Below are 17,053 nucleotides of genomic sequence, written 5' to 3'. Positions count from 1 at the left end.
AACCAGAGACGTGATCATCGGCTGCACATGACATCGTCATGAATCGGGCAGACGGGTCGCGGAGACGTCCGGACCGCCCGGGCACGGGCCCGCACGATGGTTCAGGTCACGCCTTCGGCGAAGCGGCGGGTGGCCACCAGTGCGGCCAGGTCGGGTGCGAGCCGCAGTTCCGCCGTGTCCATGCCGGGGTGGTCGAGCCAGTGCATCCGGGCCCGATCGACGCTCCCGTCGAACCGGGGTGGCCAGTGCCGGGCTGGGGTCAGGTCGTCGATGACCACCGTCCCGCCGGGCCTGAGCAGCCGGTGGGGGTCGGCGGGCGGCTCGCCGTGCTTGCCCTGGCCACCTCCGTCGAGGACGAGCAGGTCGTACGGCGCGTCCTGGTAGATCTCCCGCCAGTCGCCATGGACGACCGACACCTGTGGCTGGTCGAAGAACACCTCGGCGGCCAGAGCCGCCCGATCCGCGTCCCGTTCGACGCTGACCAGCCGGGCCCCGGGCCGAGCTCCTGACGCCAGCCAGGCGAGCCCCACCCCGCACCCCGTCCCGGTCTCCCCGATCACCTCGGCCCCGGCCGCCAGCGCCAGCAGCAACCGGCCTTGCTCGGGACGGCAGGACGTCACGAAGCCCGCCCGCCGCGCGACCTCGACCGCCCGCTGCACCAAAGGCGGCAACCGTACGGGATCGGCGTACCCTGCCGTGCCCTCAAGTGACATCGGTCAAGGCTAAGCCGGCCGACCGCCTCACGGCACTCGGCGGTCGAAGCGGCCGATCGAAGGGCCGTAGACGAACTCGCGCGACATCTCGATGAAGTTCTGCGGGAACCCGAGCGGGAAGGCGCTGGCCTCGTCGAGCCGCTCCACCACCTCCGGCGGCAACCGCAGCTCACAGGCGGCGAGGTTGTCGGTGAGCTGGTCGAGCGTCCTGGCGCCGGAGATCGGATGGATCCAGCGGCGGTGCGCCCGGGTCCAGGCGAGGGCGACCTGGGAGGAGGAGACGCCGAGCTCGTCGGCGACGGCGTCGACCTCGGCGGCGATCGCCAGATGGCGGTCGGGTACGGCGTCGCGGCTGATCCTGGACCCGGCGGTGGCGTCGGTGCGGGTGAACTTCCCGGACAGCACCCCGCGGGCCAGCGGCGCCCACGCGGCCACCGACAGGCCCAGCGTCTCGGCCATCGGCAGCAGCTCGCGCTCGATGTCGCGCTCCAGCAGGCTGTAGGACAGCTGCAGTCCGATGAAGGACGTCCAGCCGCGCAGTTCGGCGATGGTGTTGGCGCGCGCGATCACCCAGGCGGGCACGTCGGAGAAGCCCAGGTAGAGCACCTTGCCCGCGCGTACCAGGTCGTCGAGGGCGCGTAACGTCTCCTCGATCGGGGTGGCGGGGTCCCAGATGTGCACCCACAGCAGGTCCAGGTAGTCGGTGCCCAGGCGCCGCAGGCTCTCCTCCACCGATCGCCTGAGGCTCTTGCGGTGGTTGCCCGAGGCGTTGGGGTCGTCGCGGTCCATCGACAGCGTGTACTTGGTGCTGAGCACGTACCGGTCGCGCTCCTTGCCGATCAGCTCGCCGACGATGCGCTCGCTGGAGCCCTCGGTGTAGCTGTTGGCCGTGTCGATCATGTTCCCGCCGGCCTCGGCGTACGCGGTGAACATCCTGCGGCACTCCTCAAGGGGAGCGCCCCAGCCCCAGTCCTCGCCGAAGCCCATCGTCCCGAGGATCATCTCGGAGACCCGCAACCCGCTCGTTCCGAACGTCGTGTATCTCATGGCGAGGACTGTACATAGCGTCTAGACATGCTGTCTAGACGCTAGGATTCCGAGAATGGAGGCGAGAGCGGGCCGGCGCGCCCCACAGCCGAAGGACGACGGCCGCGACCTGCGCGAGGTGATCCTGGCCGCCACGCGCGGGCTCCTCGACGAGCGGCGCTTCGACGAGCTGAGCGTGGCCGACATCCTGGCCGCCGCCCAGGTGGCGCGCGGCAGCTTCTACTTCTACTTCGCGAGCAAGCACGAGGTCCTGGCCGAGCTCGTCCGTCGTGCCATCGCCCGTGGTCACGAGGTCGCGCAGCCCTGGCTCACGCACGACGAACCCGACCAGCGGCGGGCCTCCGTACGGCACGGCATCAGCCACGGCGCCCGCCTGTGGCGCGAGGAGGCGCCCGTGCTGCGGGCCATCGTGGAGAACTGGCGCACCGACCCCGAGCTCACCACGCTGTGGCGCGACCAGATGGCGGGCTTCACGGCCGCCACCACCGAACGCATCACCTCTGACGACGCCACCGCGCCCGGCGTCGATCCGGCCGCCCTGGGCGCGGCGCTGACCTGGCTCGGCGAACGCCTCTACTACCTCGCCGCCCTCGACGTGGCCCCCTTCGCCGACGAGGACACCCTCGTCGAGGTCCTCACCCACATCTGGATGACCTCCCTCTACGGCGAGTCGGCCCGGTAGACGGTCCGGGCACGCGGAAATCGGGGTGCCGGAACCGGGCGCGCGTCCCTACGCTCACCCCATGCGCCACGAATCCGCCCTGCTGAACGTCATCGATGTGGAAGCCACCTGCTGGGACGGGCAACCTCCGCCCGGCTCCGTGAACGAGATCATCGAGATCGGCCTCACCGTCGTCGACGTGCCGGCCCGGCGCCGCGTCTCCCGGCACCGCATCCTGGTCCGTCCTGCCCGGTCGGCCGTGAGTGACTTCTGCACTGAGCTGACCGGCCTGACGCGATCCGAGGTGGACCAGGGCGTCACCTTCGCCGAGGCGTGCCGGATCCTCGTCGAGGAGTACGAGGCCGGGCAGCGCCCCTGGGCGAGCTGGGGCGAGTACGACCGCCGGCAGTTCGCCCGGCAGAGCAAGGCCGAGGGGGTGGCCTACCCGTTCGGCCATCCGACGGAACGCACCCACACCAACGCCAAGGCCGTGTTCGCGGCGGCGTACGGGCTGCCCAGGAAGCCCGGCATGGATCACGCCCTGCAGATCGCCGGACTGCCCCTCGAAGGACGCCATCACCGCGGCGAGGACGACGCGTGGAACATCGCGGCACTCGTCCTCGACCTGCTGGACCGCGGAGCATGGCCCCTAGCGGCCACAATCCTCTAGCGGTGCGCCCGGCCTTGGCATCATGAGAGACGTGACTGCCATCGACGGCCCGGACGTTCCTCTTCGGACTCGGCTGACCGAGTTGCTGGAGGGCATCGTCCCCTGGGACGAGCAGGAGCGCGCGCACCTCACCACGGCGGTGGAGTGGATCGCCAGCGGCGCTCCGCTGTACCGGCTGCGGAAGCCCGATGTCCCGCCGATGCACCTGGTCAGCTACTTCGTGGCCCTCGACGAGGCCCGCGCGGAGCTGCTGCTCGTCGCCCACCGCAAGGCCGGCCTCTGGCTTCCCAGCGGCGGCCACGTCGAGCCGATGGAGGACCCGTGGGACACGGTTCTGCGCGAGTGCAGAGAGGAACTGCACACCGAGGCCGTCCCGTCGGCGGTCTCCGGAAACAGGCCGTTCTTCCTGACCGTCACTCGAACCCGCAGGTACGAACAGCACACCGACGTGTCGTTGTGGTACGTCCTGCGGTCCGCGGCAGGGGCCGTCACCTCCTTCGACGAGGGTGAATTCGAAGCGATCAAGTGGCTGCCGCTGCGACAGGTCCTCGCCGAGCCCGGCGACACCCTCGACCCCCACATGCACCGGTTCACCGGCAAACTCATGGCTGCCCTGGCCCGGTAGCCGTCCTCTCCCCGCGGCGCCGCCTCCAGGTCGCCGTGAAGAGCGCTTGAGCTGGAGTGAATAGACTTGTCGTCATGTTCGACGACAAAACGCAGGAGACCCTGCGGCGCCTGCTGGACCTCGCCGAACACCCTTCCACCCCGGACGCCGAACGGGCGCTGGCGTTCACGCGGGTCCGCGCCCTGGTCGCCATGCCGGCCGACGACACCCGCCGCAGGGCGCCCGTGGCCGGAATGGACGCCCAACTGCTCGGCAAGCTCAAGCCCCTGCTCCGGCACGTGGACGAGGACCTGGTCGACGACGTGCACGGCGACCTGCACTCCTTCGGCATCCGCTACCGGGTGGTCTCGGAGGTGGCCGGGGAGCTGGCCCACATTCTCGACCTGCGCTCCCGCCTCGCCCCCGACAAGCGGCACCGGCACGACGACGGCGTACGCCAGACGGCCGCCCGGCTGACCTTCCTGCTGGAGCGCTCCGACGGGTTCCGCACCTCCCGCTGGCGCACCAGACGAGGCTGACCGGCCTCCGCCCCCACGAGCCACGTTCGGGGAGCGGAGGGCCTCAACGGCGCGCCCTCGGCGACGGTCTCAGGCGGTCAGAGGCTGTTGGTACGGTCGCCGCAGTGCGGGTCCTTGCCGCTGCGGTCGAAGACGAAGTTGAAGTCGACGTGCACCTTGTCGCTCCGCTTGACCCTGAGGTTGGGGACCGACCTCCCGCCGCTGCCGGGCGACACGTTGTCCCCGGACGTGTACGACCAGATCGTCTTGTCCGGCAGTCCACGCCGCTCCAGCCGGATCCGCAGCCGGACGTTGTTCTTGTTCCGCAGGCCGGGACCGCCGAGGAACCAGTTGATCCGGTTGAAGTAGTCGTACTTGCCCTGGGTGTAGTAGTAGGCCTTGATGTTCCCCCAGTTGCTCTTCGCGGCCTGGCAGCCGCCGGCCAGAGAGGCCGCGGCGCTCGCGGTGACGCTGGAGACGCGCGCGGTTCCGACCCGCTCCGACGCCTGCGCGGTCGTGCTCACCATGCCCATGGAGAGCGCTGTCACGGCTACGGCGGTGGTGAGCTTCATGATCGGTTTCATGTCCTGCTTCCTCCGGTCGAGATCTTCCGTTCGAGCTTGTGAGAGGAAGGTAGGACGGCGGCTGTTGACGTCCTGTTGAGGATCTGTGAGGAACGGCGAAGACGGGTGCCACTCAGGCCGGGGGCTCGGGTCCCGTGCCAGGCGAAGTCCGAGTTCTTCTTCCCGCGGCCGCCCGCAAATCCAGCGCATGGCGGCAATCCCGCGCCTCCCGGGGCCGGTTCAACGGCCGCACAATCTTCGAGCAGCACGGGCTCTTCGGCCGCCTGACCAGGATGGGAGGTCTCGCAGATGACAACGTCCCCCGCCCTGCCGGCGCCGAGAATGAAGTGCCACGAAAACGGAGATGAGGAGGTGCCGATTTCTTGATCGCGATGTCCGGTGGGTAAAGAATGAATTGATATGACCACCCCTATGAAGGCAGGGCAGTGATCAAGCTCGCTGTCGTGGACGATCACCCATTCATGCTTGAAGGCATCACCCGCTTCTTCGAGCAGTCGTCGCAGGTCACCGTCGTGGCGAGCACCGCGGACCCGGCCAAGGTGCCCCATGAGGCGGATGTCCTGCTGCTGGATCTCTATCTGCAGAACGGCAGGCCATCGGTACCGGTCATCGCCGACTGGTCGGCCAGGTCCAGAGTTCTGGTGATGTCGGTCTCGGGCGAGCAGGCCGACGTGGTGGCGGCCATCCAAGCGGGGGCCAGCGGCTATCTGACCAAGAGTTCCGAACCCGCTGAGTTCCACGCCGCCGTGGTGTCGGTGGCCTCAGGGGGGTTCGTGCTCGGCAGCGGGCTGGCCGGCATCCTGCACGGCCAGCTCGCCACTCCCTCCTCGCTGCTGGCGGGCAGGCCGGCGTTGTCGCCGCGGGAAGCCGAAGTGCTGGCTCATCTGGCCAAGGGGCGGACCCGCAGGCAGACCGCCAGCAGAATGGGCGTGGCGGAGTCGACCGTCGACACGTTGATCAAGCGCATCAGGGTCAAGCTGGGGCTGGGGGCGATGGCGGACCTCGTTCGCGCGGCGGACGAACTCGGCCTGCGTCCTCCGGGGGAATGAGCGGCGCGGCCGGCCTCGCCGGTGGCGTGGCGGCCGCCGAACGCTGGCTGCTCGTGGCGTTCACGGTCGTCAGGACCACGTCGGCGGTCATCGTCGTGGCCATGGCGTTGAGCGGCGAGTCCCGCCACTGGCTGATGGCGGTCGCGCTGGCCGAGAGCGCGGTGGTGACCGGGCTGTCGTGGCGGGCGGGCAGGCTGCCGCCGGGCTGGGCCGTGCTGGCCGACGGGCTGTTCCTCGCCGCGATGACGCTGGTCGTGCTGACAGGCAGCGCCCGGCCGCACGCGTGGGACAACTGGCCGTTCGACTACGCGGTGCCGTACGTCATCGGGATCGGATTGGGCGGCGGCGGATGGCGCGTCTCCCTGCCCGCGCTGGCGCCGATGCTGGCCGCGGTCACCGCGGCCGCGCCGATGACCGGCAATCCTCTTCCGGACGCCTCCTTCGACCTGGCCACGCTCACCGTCAACACGATGGTGGGGGTTCTCGTGGCGCGAGCCGTACGCAGAAGGGGAGCGGAGGTGGACGCGGCGCGCCAGGAGGCGATGACCGCGGAGGCTGCGGCCGCGATCGTGAGGGAGCGGGCCGCGCACGCCCGCGTCATCCATGACCAGGTGCTCCAGACCTTGGAACTGCTCGGTCACCAGGGACGGGTCGCGGGGCCGGAGTTGCGGGATCAGGTCAGGGCCGAGGCGGGGCGGCTCAGAACGCTCATCGGCTCAGGCGGGCGGGGCACGGCTGGGGACGGTGGAATGGGCGCGGTCGCGGACCATGCCCGCCGCCTCGGTCTCGCTGCCGAGCTGACATCGCCGGACGGGCCGGCGGTGCCGGAGGAGATCGCCACCGCGGTCCGCGAATACGTCACCAGGCTGGCCGCGGCGGAGCGGGTCCCGGGCAAAGTCGTGATCTTCGCTGAGGTCGTGGACGCAGGCCCGCTGGTCACGATCACCCACCCGGGGCCGCCCGCCCAGGAGGGGGCACATCCCGGGGTCGAAACCGAGGTGATCTTCACACCGGGCGAGGGCAGCGACGTCGAGTTCCGGGTGGCCCGGCCATGAGGCCGTACGCGCTCGGCAGGAAGGGCACCGAGCACTCGCTGATGCTGGCCCTCGTCGCCCTGCGGGCGGGGTACGGCGTGCAACTGGTGGCGGCGGCCGTCAGCGGCCGTCTCGACGGGTTCCCTCTCTTCCTCGCCGCCGCCGTTGTGGAGGCGACGGCGCTCGTGGTGTGGGTCGCCCGCCGTCGTGCCCTCTCACCGGGGTGGATCTTCGTCGCGGACGCGGTCTTCGTCGCGGTCACGGCCGTGTTCTGCAGTCCCGCCACCGGTCAGTGGTGGACCTACCCCTACGCCTATGTGGTCGTCGTCGGCGCGGGTCTCGCCCTGGCTTCCGCTCCGCTCCTCGTTGGCTCGATCACGCCGCTGACGGTGGCGGTCTCGGCCGGCGTGCCGCAGCCCGAGCGCCCCGCCGTGGCGGTCGGCCTGCCCGTCATCGCCGTGATGTCGTGGTACGTGGCCAGGACCCTGCGGAACTACTCCGACGAGGTGGACGCCGCCCGGGAGAAGGCGGTCGAGGCGGCGGCGGACCTGGCCGCGCAGCAAGAGCGCGCCGCCCACGCCGAGCTGATCAGCGAACGGGTGCTGCGGCTGTTCGACCGGCTGACGGGGGAGCATCAGGTCGCCGATCCGCAACTGCGTGGACACGTCGCCGACCAGGCCGTTTGGCTGCGTCGATACCTGGAGGGGGAAGACGGTCCCTCGACCGTGCGCGAATCCCTGGCGGCGGTGATCACGCGTGCGCGGGCACTCGGCCTGGAGGTGGTCTCCGACCTCGCTGACAGCCCGCCGTTGCCTGCCGGCAGCGTTGCCGCGATGGCTGGAGCTGTTCAGGAGGCCCTGGCCAACGTGGTCAAGCACGCCGGCACCAGGCACGCCCAGGTGACCGCGCGACTGTTGGGTGGACGGCTCGTGGTACGGGTGGCCGACGACGGGTGTGGCTTCACCCGCGGGCACGGGCCAGGTTTCGGTCTCGGGCAGTCGATCGAGGGCCGGATCGAGAGCGCGGGCGGAACGGTGATCATCGACTCCGCACCGGGGAGGGGCGTCACTGTGGAGATCGTCCTTCCTCTGTCCCCCGAAATGGGGACAGGGGCCGGGACAGACGCGAGTGGTGCCGTACGTCCATGATCTGGATGTGAGTACGGCACCACGGGAAGCAGGGGCCTGCTGGACGTCGGGAGGCGCCTCGTGAACCGGATGGAAGAGACCTTCGAACGGGCGCTGGAGCTGTACACGCGATCGGAGCACGAGTTCGCCGGCGGACACCTCAGGCTCGCCCTGGACACGACGACCGAGGCGATCGTGCTGCTCCGCGGCCTGACGCCGGAGCAACCACGCCTGCTGGCCCGCGCGCTGCACGGGGCCGCCCGCTACCTGCTGGCCCTGGACCGGGCGGCCGAGGCCCTGCCCCTGGCCCGAGAGGCGGTCGAGCTGGCCGCCTCCGTCGGCGCGGAGCAGCTCCGTCTGGCCTGCGCGGCCACCCTGGCCGCCTGCCGCCGGGCCATGGACGACGTTCGCTAGACCGGCTCGGCGGCACCACACGTGCGGCGGGTCGTGTCCCCCTCTGTCCCTGTATTTCACGACTGTCGGGCCAGGTGGCCGGGTGCGATAAATGGTCCACGACGACCACCCACCCCCCTCCGGGAGAGAACATGTTCTGGAAACGAAGCACCGTTCTGCTGGCGCTCCTCCCGCTCGCCACCGCCCTGGCCGGCCAGTCCGCGGCCGACGCCGCCGTCGTGACCGGCGTCGTCCGCGCCGTGCCCGACGTCGGCCTGCGGTCGGAACCGCGCGTCGATTCGAAGGTGCCCGCACGGATCCCGACCGGTCACCGGGGCACGGTCAGTTGCTACGTGCGCGGCAGCCAGAGCATCAGCGGGTGGGGCGGTACCAACCCGTACTGGAACTACACCGAGATCGACGGCAGGACCGGGTACATTCCCGACGTCTGGCTCGACACCGGCGGCGACATCACCACCCAGGTGCCCGAGTGCGGCAGCCGGCGTACCAGGGAACCGGACGACACCCGCGAGGGCCGGAAGGGCACGCCCGACGCCGAGGAGCCGCTCAAGACAGGGCAGGCCTGCGTCTTCCTCGCGCCGAAGCGCCCGGCGGTCGGCCCGGTGACGCTGGGCCATGTCGGCTGGGGATTCCAGGTCGGCCGGGACGAGTACGTCTACGGCGCCACGGAGAACCCCACGGCCCAGTGGAAGATCGACCCGGGCAAGGACAACGGAGCCTGGCGGGGCTCGGGCAACCTCACCACGATGCGGGAGGCGTTCCGCAAGGCCGAGGGATACAGCCAGTACAAATGCGCCGAGGTATCCGCGTGGAAGGAGTCAGCCGCCCGAGCGGCCGTCTCCGCCGCGGAGAACGGCGGTTATCTCATCCTCGCCAACAACTGCATGGACCACACCTACAAGATCCTCACGGCCTACGGCGCCGCCCTTCCCAACCCGGGCCCGAGGGAGAAGCGGACCTATACCAACCTGGTCCATGACGCGAACGTGCCGAGCTGGATCCCCCGGCTCTGGTTCGCCTCGATTCCCTGGGTCCAGAAGTCCTTGTGACCCTGCTGCCCTCCCCCCGATTCCAGCCACGGACAGGATGTCGGATGAAATCGCGTGATGATCGTCCAGAGCGTCATGACGACCAGGCGAACGCGGCACGAGAGGCTGACGCCGGAACGCCGGCCGGCTCGAAATGGGCCAAGAAGTTCGCATGGCTGGCGACGGGGTGCACCGCGATCGCGCTCGCGGTGGGGGGAGGCTGGTCCACGACGCTGTTCGGCGTGGTTGCCGACGCGGGTGCGGCCGGCGACCACGTGAACGACGCCCTCGGACGCCCGGCCCTCGGCGTGACCGTCATCGAGTTGCGCGGGCAGCTGCCCACCATGGCGCTCGGGACGAGCCCGCGCGGGGCCGACAGGAGCGTCCTCCTCGGCGGACAGACCGAGGAGGGACAACTGCTCGGCCTGGTGTGGCGGCACGAGGGCGCCGTGGTGGGCAAGGCCGTGGTGCGGGTGGAGCTGACCGGCGGGCGCAAGGCGGTACGAATCGTCGGCGCCCGCCCGATCGTCAAGCGCGTCGGCAAGCCGCTGACTGCCGTCCTCCTCGCCTGCGAGACGCAAGGGGAGGAGGGCACGGTCGAGATGGTGGCGCGTCTCGATCCGTTGTCACCGGCCTTCCTGGGCGCGCCGCCGAGCAGCCGCCCGTACTTCGAGACCAGGACCATCTCGCTGAAGCGGGACGAACAGCAGACGCTCGACATGACGGTGATCCCGGGACGCGGCGTCTACGACTTCACCATCCTGATCGACTACGCGTACGACGGCAGGACGGAGACCAGGGAGGTCTTCGACGCCGACGGCAGGCCGTTCCGGGTGACGAGCGCCGTCCCGCCCGGGACGTACGGCACGGTGTACGTCCCGGCAGGAGGCTCGCGAGGCTACCGCGCCCTGCGCGCGCCTGAGGTCGCAGCCCGGTTCGCGCGGGGCGCCAGGGGGCCGGGATGCTGAGCGTGCGGCGTCTCCTGCCGGTGATGGCGCTGGTCGCGGCGGCGGCCATCGCCGTCGCGGCGAACTTGTCACCGCTTTCCGCCTGGTGGGCGACGCCGCCGACGCCGCCGACGCCGCCCTTGCCCACCCGGATCAGCCAGACGTGGTCGTTCGCCTCGCCCAGGCTCGCCGGTGGCCTGCCCACGCGTCTCGCGGCGGTCGTGGGCACCGAGGTGATCCTGCCGAGCGGGCCGACCCCGTCGCTGTCCGGAGACCTGGAGGCGCACGATGTGGCCACCGGGCGGACCCGGTTCTGGCGCCAGGACTTTCCCCTCGACGACGACCTGTCGGTGATGGCCGGCTCCGTCCTCGTCCAGGCGGGGAACCGGTCGGGCCCCGGCGTCGTGACCGGATTCGGCGTGGGCCGGGACCGGAACCTGTGGACACGGGTGCTGCCGGTGCACGCGAACGCCCTGGTGGTCGCCGGCGGCAAGGCGGTCCTGACGTGGGGTTCGACCATTCAGGCGCTGCTGCCGGACAGCGGGCGGACGGCATGGGAGAAGCCACTGGACTGCGCCCCCACCGGTCTTGAGTCATGGGGACGGTACGCCGTCCTGGACGAGCAATGCGGGGTCGAGCCCGGCTACAGGCGTCTGGTCCTCGACGCGCGCGACGGCACGCAGGTGCTGGAGGAACGCGTCGGTGAGTGGAAGACGACCGCGTTGCGCGGGGCGCTGGGGGATCTGGTCGTACGGGAGTCCTCCGGCGGGCTGGAACTCGTCGGAGCCGGTGGCGTCGTACGGCACCGCGTCCCCGGCTCCGGCCTCACGGTGGATCAGGTGATCTGGCGTCCGGAGGGCGGCCTGGTCATCGTGGCGGCCGAGGACGGCCGGTCGCTGACGGCCTATGACGGGACGGCGAAGCCGCTCTGGAGGCAACCCGGCGTGGCGGGATTCGACATCGACGACGAGGACTCCGTGGTGAGCCCGGATCACCGATTCGCCTATTCGCTCCTGAACCCGAACACCGACGACGTCGTGACGTTCCTCGACGTCCGCTCGCTGGCGGACGGGCGACGCGCGATCTTTCCGCTCCCGGTCCATCGACGGGGTGCCACGATTCTCGGCGTCTCGGGCGACTCCGTGGTCGTCAGAGCGGTCGGCGCGGACGGGCCCGCGGTGACCGTTCACCGCCTGGAGGGGGCGGACCGCGAGGAGAAGGCGGTCCAGGTGTACGGAACGCGCTTCGACGCCTGGCCGGACCCGTGCACGCTGCTCCCGGAGAACACGCTGCCCGGTGGCGGCAGGCCGTACGACCGCCGGCCGGCGGCCCGGTTCTCCGCCCCACACGCCACCTGCACGCTGATCCCGCACGACGAACACGAGCATGTCGTCCGGATCGGCGTCGCCTGGCTGTCGTCCACGCCTTCGTTCGCCGACCGGATCCTGGCCGCCGTGCGCGCGTCCGACGAGCAGTACGGTCCCCTCATGCGCCGCCCGCCGGACCTCGGGAAGGGCGCGTACCTGCGGCCCGACGTGAACGTGCACAACCAGCGGGATCAGGCCCTCGTGGCGGCGGGCGGGCTCGTCGTCGTCCTGCGGGTCGAGGACGACGAGCAGGCGACCATGAAGTACGCGAAGATCCTGGCCGCGCGCCTGCGCAACGAATGAGGCCGGCCTCGGATCGCGCCCGAGCACAGGTCCTTGCATCGTCCCGAACCCTCATGAGCCGGTGCAGCAGTCGGCGAGAGGTCTTCACTGCGTGAAGTGCACGGTGATGGACAAGCCGCCTTCGGGGCGTGCGCGGACGGCAAGGCGGGCGCGGTGGGCCTGCGTGACGGCGTTCACGATGGCGAGGCCGAGGCCGTAGCCGTCGCTGAGGCCGCGACGATCGGGCGCCAGCTTCTGGAAGGGCTGGAAGAGGCGCTGGAGGTCGCCTTCGGGGATGACCGGCCCGCTGTTGGTGACCGTCAGGGCCACCTGCGTGCCGGAGGTCCGGGTGGTGATCTGTATCTGCCCGTCCGGGTGGTTGTGACGGATGGCGTTGTCGATGAGGTTGGCGACGAGGCTTTCGACCAGTCCCGGGTCCCCGGCCGTCACCGCCGGCGTCAGGTGTTCGGCGAGGTCGATGCCTTGTTCCGTGGCTTGACGGCGGCGGGAGGCGAGCACTCCCTCGACGATGTGGGCCAGGTCGAGGGTGACCCGGCGGGCGACGCCGCGCTCGCTGGTGGCCAGGGCGAGCAGTGCCTGGACGAGCCGCTCCTGGTGCTCGCCGAGAGCGAGGGCCTCCTGGCAGGCCGAGCGCAGGGTGCCGGTGTCGGCATCGGGGTCGGCGAGGACGACTTCGAGCAGGGTGCGCAGGCCGGCGAGAGGGGTGCGCAGCTCGTGGGAGGCGTTGGCGACGAAGTGGCGTTGGGCGTCGAAGGAGGCCTGAAGGCGGGCGAGCAGGTCGTCGAGGGTGTGGCCGAGTTCGGTCAGCTCGTCGATGGGCTCGCCGAGGTCGAGGCGCCGGTCGAGGCTTCCGGTCGAGATGATCTCGGCGGTCGCGGTGATGGCGCGCAGCGGGCGCAGGAACCGGCCGGACACGAACCAGCCGAGCGCCAGGGCGACGGGAACCAGAAGGACCAGAGCGACGGCGGATCCCGTGAGGAGCTGGGGCAGGCTGATCCCGGGCCCGGTCCCGGTGATCGCCCTCGATGAGGGGCGCCCTACGGGTGTCGCCGCATCGATGCCGGCGAGCGGGACGGCGACGAGGACGAGCACGAAGACCCCGGCGGCGTAGAAGCCCGCCGCGTAGGCGAGTGCCAGCCGCGTCTGAAGGGATCTTCTGGCGCGCCGCCGCGAGGTCATGACGGCCCGATGCGGTAGCCGCCTGCACGGACGGTCTCGATCACGGGCGGATCGCCGAGTTTGGCGCGCAGCCGGTGCATGGTGTGCTTGACGGCGCTGGTGAAGGGGTCGGCGGCCTCGTCCCAGACGCGTTCGAGCAGTTCCTCGGCCGAGATGACCAGGCCGGGCACGGCGAGCAGGCATTCGAGCAGGGCGAACTCCCTGGGGCTCAGCTCAAGCCGCCGCCCGGCCCGTGACGCGACACGGCGGCCCGGATCCAGGGTGATGTCCCCGCACGACAGGGTCGGCGGCAGCGGCGGGGTGGCCCGGCGGCCCAGGGCACGGACGCGGGCGACCAGTTCGGCGAACGCGAACGGCTTGGGCAGATAGTCATCGGCGCCGAGGCTGAGCCCGTCGACGCGGTCCTCGATCGTGCCGGAGGCGGTGAGCATCAGCACGCGGGTCGTGCCGCGGCTGTGGGTGAGTCGCCGGCAGATCTCGTCGCCGTGGACGCCGGGCAGGTCGCGGTCGAGGATCACCACGTCGTAGCGGGTGGCGGCCAGGCGGTCGAGGGCGGCGGTTCCGTCCAGGACGACGTCGACGGCCATGCCCTCGCGGCGCAGCCCGGTTCCGAGGGAACGGGCGAGGACCTCGAAGTCCTCGACGACGAGGACCCTCATCGGCGCTCACCGCAGGTCGTCGTGCGGGCGGGGCCGCCGGGTCGGGGTGCCATGGGCCAACGATGCCAGACGCCCGGTCGCAGCCGGGTCGCGGCGGCCGCGACCCGGCCGGAACCGGGGGCCGCGTACAACCGTCGGCATGAGTTCGTTCTCGCCTCACCGATCCGGCCCGCCGTCCGGGCGCTTCCTCCAGATGTTGCGCGCGGAGTGGGTCAGGTTCCGCTCCGCCCGGGGCAGGGTGCTCGCCGTGGCGGCCTCCGTGCTGGTCACCGTGTCGCTCGGACTGCTGATCGCCGGGGGCGCCCACAGTGCCTGCGTGACCGGGACGGGCGAGGGCCCCTGCCCCCCGCCCTTGGTGGGACCCGACGGCACGGCGGTGAGGGACAAGTACTACTTCGTGCACCAGCCGCTCAAGGGGAACGGCAGCATCACCGCCCGCGTGTCGGACATGACCGGGCAGATCCGGCTGCCGGACGTCGTACCCGGGGTGCGCAACGTCAAGGAGGGGGTGGTGCCGTGGGCCAAGGCCGGCCTTCTGGTCAGGCAGAGCCTCAAGCAGGGGTCACCGTATGCCGCCGTCATGCTCACCGGGGATCACGGCGTGCGGATGCAGTACGACTACGTCCACGACGTGCCCGGCGGTCCGCACAACGGTCCGCAGTGGCTGCGGCTGACCAGGTCGGGCGACACCATCACCGGCTACGAGTCGGACGACGGCAAGACGTGGACGGAGATCGGCACGGCCGAGTTGACCGGGTTGCCGGAGACGGTCGAGATCGGGCCGTTCGCCACCTCGCCAGGCGCCTTGTGGGACATGGCGCAGGCCTTCGCCCAGACCACCGCCACCTTCGACCGGATCGAGCTGCGGGGCGCGAACGGTTCGTGGCGCCACGACGACGTCGGCGTCGTCCTGGAGTCCGACGGCAGGACCCCCCATCACCCGGGCGGGGTCGTCGAGTCCGGCGACAAGCTCATCGTGACCGGGGGCGGTGACATCGGGCCCGCCACGGTCGAGGGCGGTCTGCGCGCCGACCTCATGCTGATCGGCGGGGCCGTGGGACTGATCCCGCTGCTCGTGGCGGCGGTCACGTTCGTCACGGCGGAACACCGTCGCCGACCGACCAGGCCCGGCCCACCGGCCGAGCCGCATCAGGGTGAGCCGCATCGGGGTGAGCCGCATCCGGCGCGGCTGCTGGCGGCCAGGGCCGCGGTGGTCGGCGTGGTCGCGTTCGTGGCGGGGCTGGTGAGCTCGGGGGGCGTGGTCCCGGCCGGTCTGGCGATGTTGCGTGCGAATCGGAACCCGGTCCAGCCGATCACGCCGGGCACCGAACTGCGGATGATCGTCGGCTACGCGGCGCTGACGGCGGCCGCCGCCGTGCTGGCTCTGGGCCTGGCCGCGCTGGTCAAGCGGGCCGTCGTCGCCGTCGGGCTGGCCGTCGTGCTGGTCGTCGTGCCGTACCTGCTGGCGACCGCGGGTCTGGCGCCGTGGCTACTGATGATCACCCCTGCCGCCGGCTTCGCGATCACGCAGAGCGTCCCTACGTTCGCGCATGTGGACGTGGGCCCGTCACTGCTGGCCGGCTATCACCCGCTCCCACCCTGGGCGGGCTTGGCCGTGGCCTGCGGATACGCCGCCTTCATCCTTGGGTCGGCGATGGCCGCATCCCGTAGGAAGGTGCCGCACGCCGTCCACGCTGATTGACCCCACGGGCATGTTGACGCCCTTGGTCCGGCATGTTGTGATCCACATATGCGAATTTCGTACTTATTTAGTAGGAAATGAGGCGCTTGTGGGGTTCCTCCAGCGTGCCGCCGCGGTTGTCATGCTCCTGGTGAGCGCGGCGGGCATCCAGGCCGTGCAGAGTGGACCGGCGCAGGCGGCCCTGCCCACCACCGCCGTAGCGCTCGGCGACAGCTTCATCAGCGGGGAGGGCGCGGGGGACTACCAGCCCGTCGTCGACGCCTCCGGTACGGCGCAGGCCTTCCCCGGCTGGTCGGCGGCCAACAGCAACGCCTACTTCTGTCACCGGTCGGCGAACGCCTCGGTGTTCAAGGCGTCGCTCCCGGGCATCCAGCAACGGTTCAACCTCGCGTGCTCCGGCGCCCAGCCCGCCGACATCGCCAACCCCGCCAGCGCCCGGGACGAGGGCCGCACCGTCGCCTCGCAACTCGATCAGCTGCGCACCCTCGCGCAGACGCACGACATCGACGTCGTCCTCGTCGGACTCGGCTCCAACAACACCCAGTTCACCTTCGGCGACGTGGCCACGCTGTGCGCCAACCGCTTCATCGCCGACGCCTGGACGGGTTGGTGGGAGTTCTGGGCCTATCTGAAGGGCGAGGTGCCGCAGAAACCCTGCACCGCCTCGGACCTGGCCACCGACACCGAGGTCGCCGCCGCCACCACCGAGACCGCCGCGGCCCTGCGCCAGATCCTCGACACCCTCGACCAGATCGACGCCGACGGCACCCACCAGGTGATTCTGCAGACCTACACCAACCCGCTGCCGCCCGACGTCGCCCCGCAGTACTACGACGAGGACGGCCGCACCGACACCCGCGACAAGTTCCGCGCCCTCGGCGCTGAGCGCTACGCCGCCGGGTGCCCGATCCACCGTGCGAGCCTCGCCCCCGGACACGTGTTCTCCCAGAACCTCGGCTCCCTGGTCAAGAACGCGTACGCCACGCTGGCGGCCGAACGCCCGGCGGCCGACCTGCGCGTGCTGGACGTCCAGAAGGCCTTCGACGGGGCCAGGCTCTGCGAGAACCCCGACAGCCCGGCGGGCGCGCTGGCGACGCCGGTCCGGGTGCAGGACGGGCCGTCCGGCACGTTCATCACGAGCCTGTCCGGCTGGGACAAGATCGGCATCCAGCGGGCGGCGAACACCTGCGTCACCTACTTCCAGACCTGCCAGGAGTCGTGGCACCCCAACGCCGCGGGCCACACGGTCCTCGGCCAGTGCCTGACCGGCGCCTTGACCGCGGCGCCCCGCACGATCGTCACCTGCGCCCGCAACACGAACGGCACCCTCACCATCTCCTGACCTCTCCCCGCGGCCCCGCCCGCCCCCCCCCGCCCGCCGGGGGGCCCCGGGGGCGGCCCGCGGGCAATGGGGGCGCCACCCCCGGGGGAGCCCCCCGCCCCCCAG

Annotated in this window: 18 protein-coding genes; 13 read left to right on the top strand and 5 right to left on the bottom strand. The window is 71.1% G+C overall.

Annotated features, from left to right (window positions below):
- Window positions 1-101: 101 nt before the first annotated feature.
- On the bottom strand, window positions 102-713 hold the full coding sequence (locus ABZ815_RS29520; protein WP_357703521.1) for a class I SAM-dependent methyltransferase: 612 nt from the start codon (window positions 711-713) through the stop codon (window positions 102-104).
- 27 nt (window positions 714-740) lie between these two features.
- A complete protein-coding gene (locus ABZ815_RS29515; protein WP_357703519.1) occupies window positions 741-1,760 on the bottom strand; it encodes an aldo/keto reductase in 1,020 nt (339 codons plus the stop codon).
- 55 nt (window positions 1,761-1,815) lie between these two features.
- Here ABZ815_RS29515 and ABZ815_RS29510 point away from each other — a divergent pair, with 55 nt between their 5' ends.
- From ABZ815_RS29510 to ABZ815_RS29495, 4 genes are all read left to right on the top strand, one after another.
- The gene (locus tag ABZ815_RS29510) at window positions 1,816-2,442 is read left to right on the top strand and encodes a helix-turn-helix domain-containing protein (protein ID WP_357703517.1); all 627 of its coding nucleotides are present in this window, start codon (window positions 1,816-1,818) and stop codon (window positions 2,440-2,442) included.
- Window positions 2,443-2,503: 61 nt separating this feature from the next.
- Window positions 2,504-3,091 carry a 3'-5' exonuclease gene (locus ABZ815_RS29505; protein WP_357703514.1) on the top strand — a complete coding sequence of 196 codons (588 nt, stop codon included), beginning with the start codon at window positions 2,504-2,506 and terminating at the stop codon, window positions 3,089-3,091.
- A gap of 31 nt (window positions 3,092-3,122) precedes the next feature.
- Complete coding sequence (locus ABZ815_RS29500) at window positions 3,123-3,716, top strand: NUDIX domain-containing protein (RefSeq protein ID WP_357703512.1); 594 nt, start codon at window positions 3,123-3,125, stop codon at window positions 3,714-3,716.
- A gap of 74 nt (window positions 3,717-3,790) precedes the next feature.
- A complete protein-coding gene (locus ABZ815_RS29495; protein ID WP_357703509.1) occupies window positions 3,791-4,234 on the top strand; it encodes a hypothetical protein in 444 nt (147 codons plus the stop codon).
- A 77-nt stretch (window positions 4,235-4,311) separates the two neighbouring features.
- Here ABZ815_RS29495 and ABZ815_RS29490 read toward each other — a convergent pair whose 3' ends face one another.
- Window positions 4,312-4,797: a hypothetical protein gene (locus tag ABZ815_RS29490; RefSeq protein WP_357703507.1), complete on the bottom strand. Its 486-nt coding sequence runs from the start codon at window positions 4,795-4,797 to the stop codon at window positions 4,312-4,314.
- A gap of 425 nt (window positions 4,798-5,222) precedes the next feature.
- On the opposite strand from ABZ815_RS29490, the gene ABZ815_RS29485 reads away from it, so the two are divergent.
- From ABZ815_RS29485 to ABZ815_RS29455, 7 genes are all read left to right on the top strand, one after another.
- Window positions 5,223-5,846: a response regulator transcription factor gene (locus tag ABZ815_RS29485; RefSeq protein ID WP_357703505.1), complete on the top strand. Its 624-nt coding sequence runs from the start codon at window positions 5,223-5,225 to the stop codon at window positions 5,844-5,846.
- Window positions 5,843-6,901 (top strand): hypothetical protein, encoded by a 1,059-nt coding sequence (locus ABZ815_RS29480; protein WP_357703502.1) that lies wholly within the window; start codon window positions 5,843-5,845, stop codon window positions 6,899-6,901. The genes ABZ815_RS29485 and ABZ815_RS29480 overlap by 4 nt, the downstream gene beginning before the upstream one ends.
- Window positions 6,898-8,028, top strand: a complete 1,131-nt coding sequence (locus ABZ815_RS29475) for an ATP-binding protein (RefSeq protein ID WP_357703500.1) — start codon at window positions 6,898-6,900, stop codon at window positions 8,026-8,028. Before ABZ815_RS29480 ends, ABZ815_RS29475 begins: the two co-directional genes overlap by 4 nt.
- A 60-nt stretch (window positions 8,029-8,088) precedes the next feature.
- Entirely contained in the window at window positions 8,089-8,421 is a 333-nt protein-coding gene (locus ABZ815_RS29470) for a hypothetical protein (RefSeq protein WP_357703498.1), read from the top strand.
- Between the two features lie 131 nt (window positions 8,422-8,552).
- Window positions 8,553-9,470, top strand: a complete 918-nt coding sequence (locus ABZ815_RS29465; RefSeq protein ID WP_357703496.1) for a hypothetical protein — start codon at window positions 8,553-8,555, stop codon at window positions 9,468-9,470.
- Between the two features lie 44 nt (window positions 9,471-9,514).
- The gene (locus ABZ815_RS29460; RefSeq protein ID WP_357703494.1) at window positions 9,515-10,417 is read left to right on the top strand and encodes a hypothetical protein; all 903 of its coding nucleotides are present in this window, start codon (window positions 9,515-9,517) and stop codon (window positions 10,415-10,417) included.
- Between the two features lie 2 nt (window positions 10,418-10,419).
- A complete protein-coding gene (locus ABZ815_RS29455; RefSeq protein WP_357703491.1) occupies window positions 10,420-12,066 on the top strand; it encodes a hypothetical protein in 1,647 nt (548 codons plus the stop codon).
- 84 nt (window positions 12,067-12,150) lie between these two features.
- On the opposite strand, the gene ABZ815_RS29450 is transcribed toward ABZ815_RS29455, so the two are convergent.
- Window positions 12,151-13,245, bottom strand: coding sequence for a HAMP domain-containing sensor histidine kinase (locus tag ABZ815_RS29450; RefSeq protein WP_357703489.1), 1,095 nt, complete (start codon window positions 13,243-13,245; stop codon window positions 12,151-12,153).
- Window positions 13,242-13,904, bottom strand: a complete 663-nt coding sequence (locus tag ABZ815_RS29445) for a response regulator transcription factor (protein WP_357703487.1) — start codon at window positions 13,902-13,904, stop codon at window positions 13,242-13,244. Before ABZ815_RS29445 ends, ABZ815_RS29450 begins: the two co-directional genes overlap by 4 nt.
- 139 nt (window positions 13,905-14,043) lie before the next feature.
- Here ABZ815_RS29445 and ABZ815_RS29440 point away from each other — a divergent pair, with 139 nt between their 5' ends.
- The gene (locus ABZ815_RS29440; RefSeq protein ID WP_357703485.1) at window positions 14,044-15,606 is read left to right on the top strand and encodes a hypothetical protein; all 1,563 of its coding nucleotides are present in this window, start codon (window positions 14,044-14,046) and stop codon (window positions 15,604-15,606) included.
- An 88-nt stretch (window positions 15,607-15,694) separates the two neighbouring features.
- The gene (locus ABZ815_RS29435) at window positions 15,695-16,948 is read left to right on the top strand and encodes a hypothetical protein (protein ID WP_357703483.1); all 1,254 of its coding nucleotides are present in this window, start codon (window positions 15,695-15,697) and stop codon (window positions 16,946-16,948) included.
- Window positions 16,949-17,053: the final 105 nt, after the last annotated feature.

The sequence above is a fragment of the Nonomuraea sp. NPDC047529 genome (assembly GCF_040642995.1).
Lineage (GTDB): Bacteria > Actinomycetota > Actinomycetes > Streptosporangiales > Streptosporangiaceae > Nonomuraea.
This window is presented reverse-complemented; position numbering and strand designations above follow the sequence as displayed.